8 protein-coding genes and 2 pseudogenes (1 of these 10 running past the window's edge) are annotated in these 15,751 nt (G+C 63.8%); 5 read left to right on the top strand and 5 right to left on the bottom strand.

All coding sequences use genetic code 11. The annotated features are described in order from the left end of the window. Positions 1 to 209: 209 nt before the first annotated feature. Positions 210 to 3,605, top strand: a pseudogene (locus tag K728_RS0116235) (S41 family peptidase); the annotation flags it as partial. A gap of 186 nt (positions 3,606 to 3,791) precedes the next feature. On the opposite strand, the gene K728_RS20765 reads toward K728_RS0116235, so the two are convergent. The 4 genes from K728_RS20765 to K728_RS0116220 form a co-directional block, all read right to left on the bottom strand. Further along, complete coding sequence (locus K728_RS20765) at positions 3,792 to 4,223, bottom strand: OsmC family peroxiredoxin (RefSeq protein ID WP_019483243.1); 432 nt, start codon at positions 4,221 to 4,223, stop codon at positions 3,792 to 3,794. A 47-nt stretch (positions 4,224 to 4,270) separates the two neighbouring features. Beyond that, entirely contained in the window at positions 4,271 to 6,091 is a 1,821-nt protein-coding gene (sucB, locus tag K728_RS0116230) for a 2-oxoglutarate dehydrogenase, E2 component, dihydrolipoamide succinyltransferase (protein ID WP_024477348.1), read from the bottom strand. Between the two features lie 125 nt (positions 6,092 to 6,216). Next, positions 6,217 to 7,599: a dihydrolipoyl dehydrogenase gene (lpdA, locus tag K728_RS0116225; RefSeq protein WP_024477347.1), complete on the bottom strand. Its 1,383-nt coding sequence runs from the start codon at positions 7,597 to 7,599 to the stop codon at positions 6,217 to 6,219. A gap of 189 nt (positions 7,600 to 7,788) precedes the next feature. Continuing rightward, positions 7,789 to 9,327 carry a leucyl aminopeptidase gene (locus tag K728_RS0116220; RefSeq protein ID WP_019483240.1) on the bottom strand — a complete coding sequence of 513 codons (1,539 nt, stop codon included), beginning with the start codon at positions 9,325 to 9,327 and terminating at the stop codon, positions 7,789 to 7,791. A gap of 174 nt (positions 9,328 to 9,501) precedes the next feature. On the opposite strand from K728_RS0116220, the gene K728_RS0116215 reads away from it, so the two are divergent. The 3 genes from K728_RS0116215 to K728_RS0116205 all read left to right on the top strand — a co-directional run bounded on the left by K728_RS0116215 (position 9,502) and on the right by K728_RS0116205 (position 13,400). Continuing rightward, positions 9,502 to 10,509, top strand: a complete 1,008-nt coding sequence (locus K728_RS0116215; RefSeq protein WP_019483239.1) for a proteasome assembly chaperone family protein — start codon at positions 9,502 to 9,504, stop codon at positions 10,507 to 10,509. A 107-nt stretch (positions 10,510 to 10,616) separates the two neighbouring features. Further along, entirely contained in the window at positions 10,617 to 11,864 is a 1,248-nt protein-coding gene (locus K728_RS0116210) for a DUF4192 domain-containing protein (protein ID WP_019483238.1), read from the top strand. A gap of 285 nt (positions 11,865 to 12,149) precedes the next feature. Further along, a complete protein-coding gene (locus K728_RS0116205) occupies positions 12,150 to 13,400 on the top strand; it encodes an RNA polymerase sigma factor (RefSeq protein WP_019483237.1) in 1,251 nt (416 codons plus the stop codon). 112 nt (positions 13,401 to 13,512) lie between these two features. Here K728_RS0116205 and K728_RS0116200 read toward each other — a convergent pair whose 3' ends face one another. Further along, on the bottom strand, positions 13,513 to 13,737 hold the full coding sequence (locus tag K728_RS0116200; RefSeq protein WP_019483236.1) for a DUF7455 domain-containing protein: 225 nt from the start codon (positions 13,735 to 13,737) through the stop codon (positions 13,513 to 13,515). Between the two features lie 258 nt (positions 13,738 to 13,995). On the opposite strand from K728_RS0116200, the pseudogene K728_RS19765 reads away from it, so the two are divergent. Next, positions 13,996 to 15,751, top strand: a pseudogene (locus K728_RS19765) (DNA gyrase/topoisomerase IV subunit B) (it continues 358 nt past the right edge of the window).

Genomic DNA, 15,751 nt, shown 5'->3' with positions numbered 1-15,751 from the left:
CGAGCCGTTTCACCTGATGTTTTCCCGGTTCCAGCTGTTTGATGAAGGCCTTGCCAATGGTTCCGGATGCACCGGAAATCAGAATTCTCATACCCCTATCCCACCACCCCGACGGTCCCAATGGGAACCACAGGCTCCGGCCGTGAGGACGGGCTTCCCCGCGGCCCCTCGACGCCACTGCCAACAAGGTTCGTGGCTATGATCGTCGGATGGGTTCCTCACACTATTTGCGCTTTCCACATGTCCACGGTGACCTGCTCACTTTCGTAGCAGAAAACGATGTCTGGGTCGCACCATTGTCGGGGGGACGCGCCTGGCGGATCTCAGCAATGCAGCTGCCTGCCCGCGGGCCCCGATTCTCTCCCGACGGAGCAACCATCGCCTGGACCGTCACCCAGGCGGGTGCACCCGAGGTTGTCGCCGCCGACACCGAGGGCGGAAACTTCCGCAGACTGACCTATTGGGGCCACCAGAGCACGAAGGTTCGAGGCTTCACGGCCGACGGGGAGGTCATCGCCACCAGCGCGTTCCGACACGAGGACCCGCGCCACGCCTGGGGCTACCGGGTCCCGCTGGACGGCTCCGCCCAAACCGCGTTCCCCTACGGACCACTCGATGCGATAGTGCCCGGCCCGGCTGTCGGCGACGAGCGTCCCCTCGTCATTTCCAGCGTTCTGACCCGCGAGCCCGCCTGGTGGAAGCGATACCGCGGCGGAACAGCCGGCAAACTCTGGATGGATGCGGACGGGTCGGGGGACTTCGCCCGGTTCCTCCCCGAGCTCGACGGCAACCTGGCCGATCCGATGTGGATCAATAACCGGCTGGCTTTCCTGTCTGACCACGAAGGCTACGGCAACCTGTACTCCGTGACACCCCAGGGTGAGGACCTGCAACGCCACACCGACCACGAGGAGTTCTACGTACGGCATGCCACCTCCGATGGCACCCGGATTGTGTTTGAGTCCGCGGGATCGATCTGGCTGCTGCAGTCGCTCGATGCTGAACCGGTCAAACTTGATATCTCACTCGGCTCAGCCACCACCGGACGGCGCCCCCAGCCGCTGAACGTGGTCAGACACCTCGCGGCAGCCACCCCGGTAGCGACGGGGTCTGCCAGCGTCGTCGAGAGCCACGGCACCCTGCACTGGCTGACGCACCGGGATGGACCGTCACGCGTGGTGGAGGCCACCGCGGGTGTTCGCGCGCGGCTGGGGCGGCCCCTCGGCGTCGACCGTGTGGCCTACATCGCCGACCACGATGGTGAAGAAGCGCTGTATATCCGCAACGTCTTTGACGCGGGCCTTTCCGCCGGCACCGACAGTCCTGCGTCAGAATCCACCTCATCGGCCGCCGCCGGTCCCTCAACACACGCAGCGCAGGAGCCGGATCTGCCGGCCCCCGTTCCCGCGGTCAGAACGTCCGACGGCGCAGGCCGCCCCGGCGCTGACGTCCCCTCGGGTTCCGGGCACCAGCCCGGGGCGAAGCCCCAGCCCGGTGATGAAACCCAGTCCGAAGGGGGCGCGCCCGACTCGGACATTGTCACCGCACAGGACATAGCAGCAGCGGCAGGCCTGTCGCGGTGGGCATTCGATGGACCGTTCCGGGCCAGCAACCTGGTCACCAGTCCCGACGGAACCCGCGTGGCTGTGGCCGGCGAGATGGGACAAATCCTGCTCCTCCAGATCTCCACCGGCGAACTCTTCACCCTGGGCTCAACCACCCACGGCGCGGTCGATGACCTGGCGTTTTCCCCTGACTCGCAGTGGCTCACCTGGGCGGAACCGGTAACGGGTGAAGGTGCCAGGACCCGGGTCCGGCTGGCCCGGGCGGAGCCCGGTGCCGAGATCCTCAATGTGACCGATGGCCGGTTCCGGGATCACTCACCCGTGTTTACCCGCGACTGCCGGTACCTGGCCTTCCTTTCAGACCGCAGCTTTGACCCGGTGTATGACACCCACCGTTTTGACCTGAGCTTCCCGGTGTCCACGAAACCCTTCCTGGTGGCCCTCGCCGCTGACACGCCGTCACCGTTTGGGCCGTCGGTGCATTCCACAGAAGCCTTGGGGGCCGCCGGATCCCAGCGGTCCGCGGGCGGCAGGGACGACGACGGCGAACCGGACCTGTGCGTCGTCGTCGATCCTGATCGACTGGCAGAGCGGATCGTTGCGGTACCCGTGCCCCAGGGCGGCTATGAGGGACTTCGCGCGGTGGATGGCGCGTTGCTGTGGACGGCAACCGAGCGCTTCGGTGTGACCGGTGACGGTCGGGCCACCACCACGGCCAAAGATCCGGCGAAACGGTTGGAGCGCTTCGACCTCGCGAAACGCGACGCGGAGCCACTGGCAGCCGAGGTCGACAGTTTCGAAGTTAGCGCCGACGGCGGCAGGGTTGTGCTCATCCACGCCGGGAAGGTGACTGCTGTCCCAACCAAGGGCAAGGTGGAGAAGGACTCACCCGACCACGTCGAGGTGGACCTGGGCCGGATCCGGGTGCTCCTCGACCCGGTCAGCGTGTGGCGTCAGGCATTCGACGAGACCTGGCGGTTGCAGCGTGACTTCTTCTGGGCCGAAGATATGGGCGGCGTGGACTGGCCAGCCATCCGGGACCGGTATCGTCCCCTGGTGGAGCGGCTCGGGTCGCACGACGACCTGGTGGACGTCCTGTGGGAGGTTCACGGGGAGCTGGGGACATCCCACGCCTATGTCACTCCGCTGCTGTTCGGGGAGCCGGGAACCGGCGCACAGGGTTTCCTCGGCGCCGAGTTGGCCCCATCAGCCCACGGCTGGGTGGTGCAACGCATCTTCGCCGGGGAGTCCTCCGATCCGCAGGCGGTCTCCCCTCTGACTGCGCCAGGGGTGGCAGTCGCCGAGGGAGATATCATCGCAGCGGTGGACGGTGTCCCAGTACCGTTGGCCCACGGCCCGGCCGTGCTCCTTACCGGTGCCGCCGGCCGAACGGTCGAACTCACAGTTCTCCGGCCCTCAAGACAAGACGCAGGGGAGGACACGGAGGAAAGCGCAGGGGATGAAACCCACGCCGCATCAGTCCGGCGCGTTGCAGTAGTTCCGCTTCGCAGTGAGGAACGCCTGCGCTACCAGAATTGGGTCAACGCCAACCGGGCAATCGTCCACCAGGCCTCGGGCGGCAGCTTCGGCTACCTTCACATCCCGGACATGGTGGCGCGCGGCTGGGCGCAATTGCACCGTGATCTTGACCGTGAAACCGCACGCGACGGCCTGGTGGTCGACGTGCGACGCAACCGTGGCGGCCACACCTCGCAACTCGTGGCCGAACTCATTGGCAGGAAGGTCACCGCCTGGTCCTTCCCCCGTGGTGAGCAACCAGGTACCTATCCCGCGCATGCCCCGCGCGGACCCGTGGTCATCCTCACGGATGAGTTCGCGGGATCCGACGGCGACATCATCACCCAGGTAGCCAAACTCAGGGGCATCGGGCCCGTCATCGGCACGCGCACCTGGGGTGGCGTCGTCGGAATCGATGGCCGGTTCGCGCTGGCCGACGGCACCGCCGTCACACAGCCGCGATACGCATTCTGGATGACCGGCGGCGTCGGGTGGGGTGTGGAGAACTACGGAGTGGACCCCGATATCGAGGTCCCGTTCCCGCCGCACGCCTATGCGGCTGGGGAAGATCCTCAGCTGGAGCAGGGTGTCGCAATCCTGCGGGAGATGATCTCCGAGCTACCCACCGATGTACCGCCAGTGCGGACCAACCACCCCCAGCTCAACCCGGGCCCGTTACCGCCACGGCNCCGCCTCTTTTGCGTGGAACTAGGACTGCAGGGTTGCCTCAACAGTGATGCTTTTGACCCCGGCCAAGGCCTGGGACACAGGGCAGCCGGTCTTGGCGGACTCGGCGATCCGCTGGAAATCAGCGTCCTCAATGTCCGGGATCGCAGCGTTCAGGATCAGCCGGATGGCGGTGATTCCTTCACCGGGCACAAAATCAACCTCGGCTTTGGTCTCAATCCGGTCGGCCGTCTTGCCTTCCTCGCTGAGCGCCAGGCTGAACGCCATGGAGAAGCATGAGGAGTGGGCGGCAGCAATCAGCTCTTCAGGGCTGGTCTTGCCGCCTGCTTCCTCCGAACGGGCTTTCCAGGTGACGTCGTAGGTGCCAAGTCCCGAACTGTCGAGGCTGACCTGGCCGCTTCCGGCCTGCAGGTTGCCGCTCCAGACGGTGTGGGCGTTACGTACTGTAGCCATAACTGTTCTCCTTCATGGTTGATTACTGACCTCGGGGATGGTGCGTGTTACAGGCCGAGATCCGATTCGAATGCGCCGGCTTCAAGGCGTGCCTTCAATGACTGCAGGAAGCGGCCAGCGTCGGCACCATCGACCAGGCGGTGGTCGTAGGTCAAGCTGAGGTACATCATGGACCGGATGGCGATGGTGTCCTCGCCGTCGGCGGTCACCACCACGGGACGCTTGACGATCGCACCGGTGCCCAGGATTCCCACCTGAGGCTGGTTGATGATCGGGGTGTCGAACAGTGCGCCGACCGACCCGATGTTCGTGATCGTGAAGGTACCGCCCGACAGCTCATCCGGACCGATCTTCCCGCTCTTGGTCCGGGAGCCGACGTCGGCAATCTTCTTCGCCAGGCCAGCCAGGTTGAGGTTACCGGCATCGTTGATGACGGGAACCAGCAGACCCTTTTCCGTGTCCACGGCGATCGCCAGGTGCTCGGCGTCGTGGTACGTGATTTCCTTGGCTTCTTCATCGAAGGATGCGTTCAGCTTTGGGTGCTGCTTGAGCGCCTCGGTGACGGCCTTGGAGATGAACGGGAGGAAGGTCAGCTTCGCGCCGTTCTGGGCCTGGAAACTGTCCTTCGCTGAGGTACGCAGTCGCGCCACCCTGCTCATATCCACTTCGATGACCTGGGTCAGCTGGGCGGACACCTCAAGCGATTCACGCATCCGCCGGGCAATGGTCTGGCGGATGCGTGGCGCCTTCTCGACGGTGCCACGCAGCTTCGAGGCCTCAGGCGACGGCGCTGCCGGTGCTGGAGCTGCTGGTGCAGCGGGAGCTGCAGCTGGCTCGGGTGCTTTCTTGGCTGCCTCAGCGGCTTCCAGCACGTCCTGCTTGCGGATGCGACCGCCCACTCCAGTGCCCTTCACGGACTGCAGATCGACGTTCTGCTGGTTCGCGAGCTTACGCACCAGGGGAGTCACGTAGGCTGCATCGGAACCGCCCGACTTGTCCTCGGAGGATTTGTCCGCCGCGGGCTTCTTCTCGGCGGGCTTCACTTCGGCCGCCTTGGGTGCAGCCGGCTTGGCCTCTTCCTTCGGTGCGGGAGCCTCTTCCTTCGGGGCGTCCTCCGTCTTGGCAGGCTCTGCTACTGGCTCTTCACGCTCTTCCGACGACGCAGCAGCGACCGGCTCAGCGCCAGCTTCTGCCTTGGCCGGAGCAGATCCGCCGGAGCCGATGACGGCGAGCACTGCGCCAACCTCGACGGTCTCGTCCTCACCAACCCGGATTTCCTGCAGCTTCCCTGCGACTGGCGACGGAATTTCGGTATCGACCTTGTCGGTGGAGACTTCAAGCAGGGGCTCGTCCACCTCGACGTCGTCGCCAACTTCCTTGAGCCACCGGGTGACGGTTCCTTCGGTGACGCTTTCGCCGAGGGCGGGAAGGGTCACCTCGGTGCTCTCGCCGCCTGACGAGTCGTCAGCGGAGTCAGCGGAGTCAGCGGAGGACTCGGCAGCGGCGGGCTCGGGGGCTTTCTCCTCGGGCTCGGGCTCGGCGGCTGGTTCTTCAGCTGCGGGCTCTTCGGCCTCTGCGGCAGGCTCCTCGGCCGCGTCCCCCGACGCAGCGGAGTCGTCCGAGCCGCCCGACCCGTCGCCGATGCGCACCAGCGGCGCTCCGACTTCAGCGGTCTCGTCCTCGGCTACAAGGATTTCCTCGATGACCCCGGCAATTGGCGACGGGATCTCAGTGTCGACCTTGTCGGTGGACACCTCGAGTAGGGGTTCGTCAACCTCCACGCGGTCGCCGACCGCCTTGAGCCAGCGTGTAACGGTGCCTTCGGTAACGCTTTCGCCGAGGGCGGGTAAGTTGACGGATTCAGACATAGTGTCCCCGTTTCTCCTGAATAGTTTTTGCCCTGCGGTGCTGGCCCCGTGGAGGGGGCCGGCACCGCAGCGCCAAGGTTGCGAGTAATGCTGGTGGAACGCTTAGTTGCGAGCTTAGTGCACGGTTATCCGTGCAGCGCCTTACCTGCAAGGGCGAGGTGTGCTTCGCCCAGCGCTTCGTTCTGGGTGGGGTGGGCGTGGATCAGCTGCGCCACGTCCTCTGGGTAGGCTTCCCAGTTCACGATGAGCTGTGCTTCACCGATCTGTTCGCCCATCCGGGTGCCGATCATGTGCACCCCGACTACTGGCCCGTCCTTCTCGCTGACGAGTTTCACCAGGCCAGCCGACCCCAGGATGGAGGTCTTGCCGTTGCCAGCAAGGTTGTATTCCTGGGTGAGGACCTTGTCCTCGCCGAGCTTTTCTTTGGCGGCCTTCTCGGTGAGACCCACCGACGCGATTTCGGGTTCGCTGTACGTGACCTTGGGGATGTTGACGTCTTCGACGATGACCGGTTTCAGGCCGGCGATCTCCTCGGCGACGAAAATGCCCTGCTGGAACCCACGGTGCGCGAGTTGAAGGCCGGGAACGATGTCGCCAACGGCGTAGATGTTCTCGACGCCGGTGTGCAGACGCTCATCGGTGATCACGAAGCCGCGATCAATGGTGACGCCGGCCTCTTCGTAGCCGAGTCCTTCAGTGACGGGACCACGGCCGACGGCGACCAGCATCAGGTCTGCTTCGAAGGTCTTCCCGTCGGCCAGCGTGACGACGACGCCGTCGTCGTTCTGCTCGACCTTTTCGAAGAAGGTTCCGGTGTTGAAGTTGATGCCGCGCTTCTTGAAGGCCCGTTCGAACGCCTTGACGATGGTGGCGTCCTCATTGGCAACCAGTGACGGGAGGCCCTCGATGATGGTGACGTCGACGCCGAAGGACTTCCACACGGAAGCGAATTCGCAACCGATGACGCCGCCGCCGAGCACGATGGCCTTCTTGGGGAGCGTTTCCATTTTCAGGGCATGATCAGAATTGATGACCTTCCCGCCAATTTCGAGACCCGGGAGGGTGCGGGAGTAGGAACCGGTAGCCAGGATGATGTTCTTGCCGGTGTAGGAAGTGCCATCCACTTCAACCGTGTTGGTGGCGGTGAGCTTGCCTGCGCCCTCGATGACCGTGATGCCCTTGGACTTGATCAATCCCTGCAGGCCCTTGTACTTACCGGCAATGATGCCGTCCTTGTAGGCGTTGACCGCAGGCATGTCGATCGACTCGAATGTCGCCTTGATACCGTATTTCTCGGAGGAGCGCGCCGTATCGGCGACCTCGGCCGAGTGCAGCAGTGCCTTGGTAGGGATACACCCGTTGTGTAGGCAGGTGCCACCGAGTTTGCCCTTCTCGATGAGTCCCACGGTGAATCCCAGCTGGACGGCTCGGAGTGCGGCGGCATAGCCACCGCTGCCTCCGCCCAGAATCAGGATGTCGAATTCTTGCGCAGCTGCCGTATCGGCCACTTGGACGCTCCCTCGCGTAATCTGTGACGGGCTAGTGCGCCCGTCGGTTGATGATTTTGGCGGAATACTTGGTGTGATCAGGACTTACCCTATCCCCAGATCCGGCCAGCATCTACTTGATGAAGGGCGATCTCCGCCCTGATGTGGGCAGTCTCACCCCTGTTGCGGGGATGAAACTGCCCAGCAGGCTTACTTGGCGGTGGTGGCCATGTCTTCGGCGTATGCCAGCAGGGTGCGGACACCGACTCCGGTGGCTTCCTTCGGCGTGTAGCCGTGTGCGGCGCCTTCGTTGAACGCAGGCCCGGCAATGTCCAGGTGCGCCCAGGGGATCTTCCGACCGTTGACTTCGCCGACAAACTCGCGCAGGAAGACCGCCGCGGTCATCATGCCGCCGAATTTCTCGCCAATGTTGGCAATGTCAGCCACCTGGGAGTCGAGGCTCGGGCGGAGCTCCTCAGGCAGGGGCATCGGCCAGAACAGCTCGCCGGACCGGTCCGCCGCACCCTTGACTGCATCAACCACGTCATCGTCGCCCATGACACCCGAGACGCGGCGCCCCAAAGCGATCATCTGGGCGCCGGTGAGGGTGGCAATATCGATGAGGGCATCCGGTGCCTCTTCGCTGGCAGCGGCCAGCGCGTCGGCCATTACCAGCCGGCCTTCGGCATCGGTGTTGAGGACCTCGACGGTGCGGCCACCGTAGGTGGTCATCACATCTGAGGGGCGCTGCGCGCTTCCCGATGGCATGTTCTCGGCGAGGCACAGCCAGCCGGTCACCTTGATGGGCAGGCCCAACTCGGCAATGGCGAGGACAGCGCTCAGCACGACGGCGGCGCCCGCCATGTCGAGCTTCATGGTCTGCATGCCAGCAGCAGGCTTCAGGGACAGTCCGCCCGAGTCGAAGGTGATGCCCTTGCCAACAAAGGCAAGGCTTTTGCTGGCCGAGCTGGGGGAGTACTCAATCTTGACCAACCGGGGCTGGCGGGACGAGCCCTTCCCGACGCCGAGAATTCCGCCATAGCCTTCTTTTTCCAGGCGCTTCTCATCCAGCACCGTGACCTTGATCGGCAGACCCTTGGTCAGATCCTTGGCGGCCTGCGCGAAAGTTTCCGGGTACAGGTGGCTGGGTGGCTGGTTGACCAGCGAGCGGGTGATGTTGACGCCGCGGCCCAGGATGGCTGCACGGTTGAGGGCGGCCTTCAAGGACTTGTCTTGCGCGGCGGGAGTCACGATGGTGACGCTGCTGACCGGTTCCTTGGCGGGCGATCCGTTCTTTGCTGCCTGGGCGGAGCGGTGTTCAGTGTAGGAGTAGGCACCCATTGCTGCGCCCTCGGCCACTGCTGCGGCGTCGGCGACTGTCGGTGCGGGCAGCGCGATGGTCACCGAATCAAGTCCGATGAGCTGACGGATTGCAGCGCCTGCGGCACGGCGCAGTGCCTCGGGGGTGATCGCTCCGTCAGCTGGGAGACGGCCGACGCCGGTCAGCACCAGAATCTCCGCAGCGCTGCCCTCCAGGCCGGGCAGCCTGCGAACCTCGTCAGCGCCGCCGGTAATGCCGAGCATTGGGAGGGAGTCGGCAAGGGCAGCCGCGTCCTTCGCCGAGAGCGGGGAGTCGAGCAGGACTGGTCCGCCGGACTGTTGGCCGACGCCGATTACCAGGGCGTCACCGGCGGTCTTCTTGGAGTCCTTGGTGACAGCTGTCAGCTTGAGTTCGCTGGCGATATTCACTGGGTGTGTTCCTCACTTCCATGTGCTGGACAGATAGGTAGGTGAGCGCGTCATACCGCGCCTTTCCTCCATCGATCGTAGTCTGTAAAGGAACCTGGTGTCGGGCGGAATGAATGTACGTCCCCCTGACGTTGTAACGGGTACTGAAAGCCGAGAACCTTGTTAGGAGGGGAAATGCTTAATCCAGAGACTCTGTTCAACGCAAACGCTGACCTGATCGACGGGCAGCAGCTGCGAGGACTTCCTCTTCTTGCTGGATTCACCGGATTTGTCGACGCGGGCCACGTGGTGTCCCAGGTCATCGAGGAAATGCTCACCACCCTGGATCACGAGCTGGTGGCGGTCTTCGACGCCGACCAGTTGATCGATTACCGCAGCAGGCGGCCTCGCATCACCTTCGCCGAGGATCACCTCGCGGACTATCACCCTCCCCGGCTTGAACTCCACCGGGTCTATGACGGGATGGGCGTTCCGTTCCTGCTGCTCGCCGGATTTGAGCCGGATCTGCAGTGGGAGCGGTTTATTAGTGCGGTCACCGGTCTTGTGGACCGGTTCGAGGTTCCCCTGGTGTCCTGGATCAATTCGATTCCCATGCCGGTACCGCATACCCGTCCCCTCGGAGTGACGGTTCACGGCAACCGTCCGGACCTGATCGAGGGGATGAACACGTGGCGTCCCACAGCAGAGCTACAGGCATCGGTGGGGCATCTGCTGGAGTTGCGTCTGATCGAATCGGGACACGACGTCGTGGGTTACGTCGTACACGTCCCCCACTACCTTGCCGAGGCTGAGTACCCTCCTGCAGCTGTCACGGCCCTGGAATACCTGGGTGCTTCGGCGTCCCTGGTGCTTCCCACCGACCGGTTGCGTGAGGCAGGCCGGGATGTTGAACGGCAGATCGCCCGTCAGGTTGACGGGTCTGCCGAGGTCAGTGGAGTAGTCAGCACGCTGGAGAAGCGCTTCGACGAGCGCGCCGGAAGCGCCGAGCGCCGGTCGCTGCTGGTGAAGGACAATAGCGAGCTCGCTGACGCTGACGAGATTGGTGCGGCGGTCGAGGCATACCTGGCGAGTCCACAGGCCGCAGACGAGTCGGAGCAGCTACTCGAAGAGGACCGCAAAGCCGGGGACCTCGCTGACCCCGCCGGCGGCGACACCGAGGGTGACGACAACCCGTCACGGTGAGCCCGCATCGGCACCGACTAGTCCTCGACAGCGCCGGATCAGGTGCAGTTATTCACATGGCGGTGAGACCGGACCCGTAGCGGGGTGACAACAGCCATGCTCATGCCATGACTTCAACATCCCCACCGCCGGAGCAGCCCTTCAAGGTCACGTCTGCTGCTGACATTCTCAGCTACATCCTCCACACCTTGGGTTTTCAGCCGGAAGAAAGCCTCGTGCTCCTGACCATGTGTGGGAAGCGGGTCGGGGCAACGCTGCGCGTGGACCTTCCGGCGAATAATCTGGATCCGGACGGCTACGCCGCAGGTGTCTGTTCAATCCTCGCCTCGGATACCACCGCTGACGGTTCACTGCTGGCCGTCTATACCAGGGAACCGTTGACCCGCACCGGAGCGCCACCCCGCAGGGACCTGGTGCGAAGCCTCACCCGATGCCTCGACGGCGTGGGGCTGCAATTGCGCGACGGTTGGTTGGTCACCGACACCATGTGGCGGGACTACTTCTGCGCTGACCCGAGTTGCTGTCCACCGTCGGGGCATTCGATCGAGAGCGTCCTGACGAGCCCGTTGAACGCTGAGCTGACTTTCCGCGGCAGCAGCTTTGCTGACTCTCTGGGCGCCGCAGTTGAATCGGACCTTCCCGCGGCGTGGACTGATCCAGCGGACCTGGCAAAGCTCTGTCGAGGCGAGCAGGCGAAACTTGGGCATCGTTGGACAACTCCAAACCAGGCCGCCGCCACCCTCCGGCTATGGGACTGCCTGCTGGCCCGCACCGCATCCACGGTGCCGATCACCGAGGTCGGGGTAGCCGCCCATCTCCTCGCCTCACTGGTTTCCCGTCCCATCCGTGACGCCGTTCTGGTCCTTGCAGCGCTGGGCTGGGAGGCCGCAGCGAACGGTCTGGAAGGCAACACCGTGCGCCCTACCGGCACCGGCCCCGCCCACCTGCCGGCATCGGCGCGGACGCTGCTCGGCCTCGACCCGGACCAGCAGCTGCCCGTCGAGCCAATGGAGTCCGCACAGGCTCACGCGCGGGACTTCTGCGATGTTTTGATCGGGCAATACAGAGGGCAACTGCAGTGGGGGCAGGTTGATGCTGCCCACACCCTGTTCAGTCGGCTGTCAGCTGTTGCGGTGGGCGAACCACGCGCCGCACTGCTCACCATGCTGGGCTGGATCGAGTGGGCCAGGGGTCGGGGGTCCCGGGCGCATGTCTATCTGGGTGAAGCCATGGCGGAAATACCGGGGTATTCACTTGCTGAACTTCTCGAGGAGGTGGTGGCTCGCGGCATGCTCGCCGAATGGTCACGCGACAGGGATCTGGCGTGGCGCAATGGTGCGCCACACGCTGCGTAACCGGTTGCGAAGGAGCCGATTTGGGTGGGTCGCTGATTTATCGAAGCCCATGAATCGTGCGACAATAGGAACCGAGACCCGGTCGGGTTCGTGTATCAAGTAGTGTTTTACTCTGTCAGATCGGCCATTCTTCGCAGGATGGTTGGGAATAGGGCAGAGGGCGGGACGGTTCCACTTCAATGAGGAACGCCCCGTTTAGCCGCTTGAATTCATTCACGGACTTGACAGGGTCATAGTGGTGTTGCCCCCTTGGTAACATCACAGACGCCGTATGAAAGGTTCTCTGTGTCGGCCAAGAAGACAACTGCACCGGATGTAACAGAACCCGGAGCAACGACCACCAAACGCCGGGCCGCCCCCAAGAAGGCGGCACCGAAGACCGCTGCTGCCAAGCCGCTATCAGCGCGGGCAGCCAAAGCCGCTGCCGCCCAGAACGCCGCGGCCGCCGAGGTCGAAGACGATAGCCCCGAGCTTGACGCCGCCGGTAACCCGGTCGAGCCTGCCGAAACCACCGAACGGGCCGCAGCCGAGGCTGAGACCAAGGCCGGATCTGGCTTCGTCTATTCAGACGCCGACGACGACGACGCCCCTGCCCAGCAGGTCATCTCAGCGGGTGCCACCGCTGACCCCGTCAAGGACTACCTGAAGCAGATCGGCAAGGTGGCCCTCCTGAATGCGGAGCAGGAAGTTGATCTTGCTTTGCGCATCGAGGCTGGCCTCTTCGCCGAGGAGAAGCTGGCGGCCGATAAGGATGCGGCCAAGCCGCTCGATCCGAAACTACGCCGCGAACTCGAATGGGTCATCCATGACGGCAAGCGGGCGAAAAACCACCTGCTGGAAGCCAACCTTCGTCTGGTTGTCTCCCTGGCCAAGCGTTACACCGGCCGCGGCATGCTGTTCCTCGACCTCATTCAGGAGGGTAACCTCGGTCTGATCCGTGCCGTCGAGAAATTCGACTACACCAAGGGCTTCAAGTTCTCCACCTACGCCACCTGGTGGATCCGTCAGGCGATCACCCGCGCCATGGCCGACCAGGCGCGGACCATTCGTATTCCGGTTCACATGGTCGAGGTCATCAACAAGCTGGCCCGTGTGCAGCGCCAGATGCTCCAGGATCTCGGCCGCGAACCGACGCCTGAAGAGCTGGCCCTTGAACTGGATATGACTCCCGAGAAGGTTGTCGAGGTCCAGAAGTATGGCCGCGAACCCATTTCGTTGCACACGCCGCTGGGCGAAGACGGTGATTCTGAATTCGGTGACCTCATTGAGGACTCCGAGGCAGTGGTGCCCGCGGATGCGGTCAGCTTCACCCTGTTGCAGGAACAGTTGCACTCGGTTCTTGACACCCTGTCAGAACGCGAAGCAGGGGTCGTGGCGATGCGCTTCGGCCTGACTGATGGTCAGCCGAAGACGTTAGACGAAATCGGGAAGGTCTACGGGGTGACGCGGGAGCGGATCCGCCAGATCGAATCGAAGACCATGTCGAAGCTGCGCCACCCATCGCGGTCCCAGGTGCTGCGCGACTACCTGGACTAGGACTCGCTATGGGGTTGGGAAACCAGCCCCATAGCAAAAAGTACCCCCACACATCAGTGTGGGGGTACTTTCGATTTAACGGGTCCGGATTGCCGGCCCGTCGGTGGTGCTCTTAGTCTTCGCTTACCGGTCCGGGTGCTGCATTCAGACGGTTGGTCTCATCCTGCCACTCGGACGTCAGCGGACGCAGATTCGACTCGACGGAACGTGCGTGGTGGCCACAGAAAAGCAGCTCACCACCGGAGGACTGAAGAACTGCGCGCACATAGGCCTGGGCTCCGCAGCGGTCACAGCGGTCCAGCGCGGACATCTCGCGGGTTGCTACTGCTGTTGTCATGATTGCCTCCTTAGTGGTTCCTGTAGTTCATATAACCACTATTCGTTGCCGTTCTATTGCAGGCTGGGTGGTCTTTCGCTGAGCGCGTAGCATAGACCGACGTCGTCACACCTTTGCCGCTTGATCTGCGGCCCGCCTAAGCCGAACGACCCGGGTGGGGGAATATGCTTAAGCCATGCGTCCGGAGGCCCCCGGCGCGGCGCCCGAAGACCGGTGTCGCCTCTCACCTGTACCCCCTGCCAAGGAGTCTCACCCAACGTGGCGCCACCAAGCACCGAATACAACGCCCGGCACCTATCCGTCCTGGAAGGCCTTGAAGCCGTCCGTAAACGGCCCGGCATGTATATCGGGTCAACTGATTCCCGCGGATTGATGCACTGTCTCTGGGAGATCATCGACAACTCGGTGGATGAGGCACTCGCCGGACACGGCCAAAGCATCAAGGTGATACTCCACCCGGACGGTTCGGTCGAGATTCACGACGACGGGCGGGGCATTCCGGTGGACGCGGAACCCAAGACCGGTCTGAGCGGCGTCGAGGTGGTCTTCACAAAACTGCATGCCGGCGGAAAATTCGGTGGCGGTTCGTACACGGCCTCCGGCGGCCTCCACGGTGTCGGCGCCAGCGTGGTCAACGCCCTGTCAGCCCGGCTGGATGTCCAGGTTGACCGCGGCAGCAAGACCTACCAGATGTCGTTCAGGCGTGGCGAACCTGGCCGTTTCCTGGACGCGAAGTCACCGTCACCGACCGCCAAGTTCGAACCGTTCCTCGAAAGCTCCCGGCTCGAGGTGGTCGGCACCACCAAACGGGGTGTGACAGGTACCCGGATCCGGTACTGGGCTGACCGGCAAATCTTCACCCCGGACGCAAAATTCTCCTACGAGGAACTCCAGGCACGGGCCCGCCAAACCTCCTTCCTGGTCCCAGGGCTGAGGATCACCCTCCGTGACGAGCGGCGCCTCCCTGGCACCGCAGCCGAGGCGGGAGCGTTGGAGGAAGTCTTCCAGCACGACGGCGGAATCTCGGAGTTCACCACCTTCCTCGCAGCGGACAGCGCGGTGACCGATGTGTGGCGCCTGCACGGCTCAGGCCGGTTCAAGGAGTCGGTGCCGGTGCTGGGCGAGAACGGGCATAGCGAGATCGCCGAGGTGGAACGCGATTGCGAGGTGGACATCGCGTTGCGCTGGGGGATCGGCTACGACACCACGGTGAAGAGCTTCGTGAACATCATTGCCACTCCCAAGGGCGGCACCCACCAGAGCGGTTTCGAACAGTCCCTCCTGAAGTCCTTCCGCAAAGTGATCGAGGCCAACTCTCGAAAGCTCAAGGCCGGCAACGACAAGATCGAGAAGGATGACGTCTTCGCCGGACTGACAGCGGTCCTGACCGTGCGTCTGGCAGAGCCCCAATTTGAGGGCCAGACCAAGGAAATCCTGGGCACTTCCGCGGTGCGGGCAATCGTCGCGAAAGTGGTCGAAAAGGAGATTCTGGCCAAGCTCAACTCCACGGCCCGGGGCGACAAGGCCCAGAGCGCGCTCCTGCTGGAAAAAGTTGTTGCCGAGATGAAATCCCGGATCTCGGCGCGGGTACACAAGGAAACCCAGCGGCGAAAAAACGCCCTGGAAACGTCCTCAATGCCATCGAAGCTGGCCGACTGTCGGATTGACGACGTCGAACGGTCCGAACTGTTCATCGTCGAGGGTGACAGTGCGCTGGGCACCGCCAAGCTCGCCCGCTCCTCCGACTATCAGGCGTTGCTACCCATCCGGGGCAAGATCCTGAACGTACAGAAGGCATCGGTGGGGGACATGCTCGCCAACGCCGAGTGTGGGGCGCTGATCCAGGTGGTGGGCGCCGGGTCGGGCCGCAGCTTCCAGCTGGACGCAGCGCGGTATGGGAAAGTGATCCTGATGACCGACGCCGACGTTGACGGCGCCCACATCCGCACGCTGCTCCTCACCCTTTTCTTCCGGTACATGCGGCCGCTCGTAGACGCCGGCCGGGTGTATGCGG

It is taken from the genome of Arthrobacter sp. CAL618 (assembly GCF_000468215.1).
Classification (GTDB): Bacteria; Actinomycetota; Actinomycetes; order Actinomycetales; family Micrococcaceae; genus Arthrobacter_D.
Note: the sequence above shows the minus strand (reverse complement) of the source record. Positions and strands in the feature narration are given on the sequence as shown.

Bases quoted from the DNA above. Each gene is read 5' to 3' on its own strand.
- K728_RS0116210 (WP_019483238.1), top strand. From the start codon at position 10,617: ATGACTTCAACATCCCCACCGCCGGAGCAGCCCTTCAAGGTCACGTCT.
- K728_RS20765 (WP_019483243.1), bottom strand. From the start codon at position 4,223: ATGGCTACAGTACGTAACGCCCACACCGTCTGGAGCGGCAACCTGCAG.
- K728_RS0116215 (WP_019483239.1), top strand. From the start codon at position 9,502: ATGCTTAATCCAGAGACTCTGTTCAACGCAAACGCTGACCTGATCGAC.
- K728_RS0116200 (WP_019483236.1), bottom strand. From the start codon at position 13,737: ATGACAACAGCAGTAGCAACCCGCGAGATGTCCGCGCTGGACCGCTGT.
- sucB (WP_024477348.1), bottom strand. From the start codon at position 6,091: ATGTCTGAATCCGTCAACTTACCCGCCCTCGGCGAAAGCGTTACCGAA.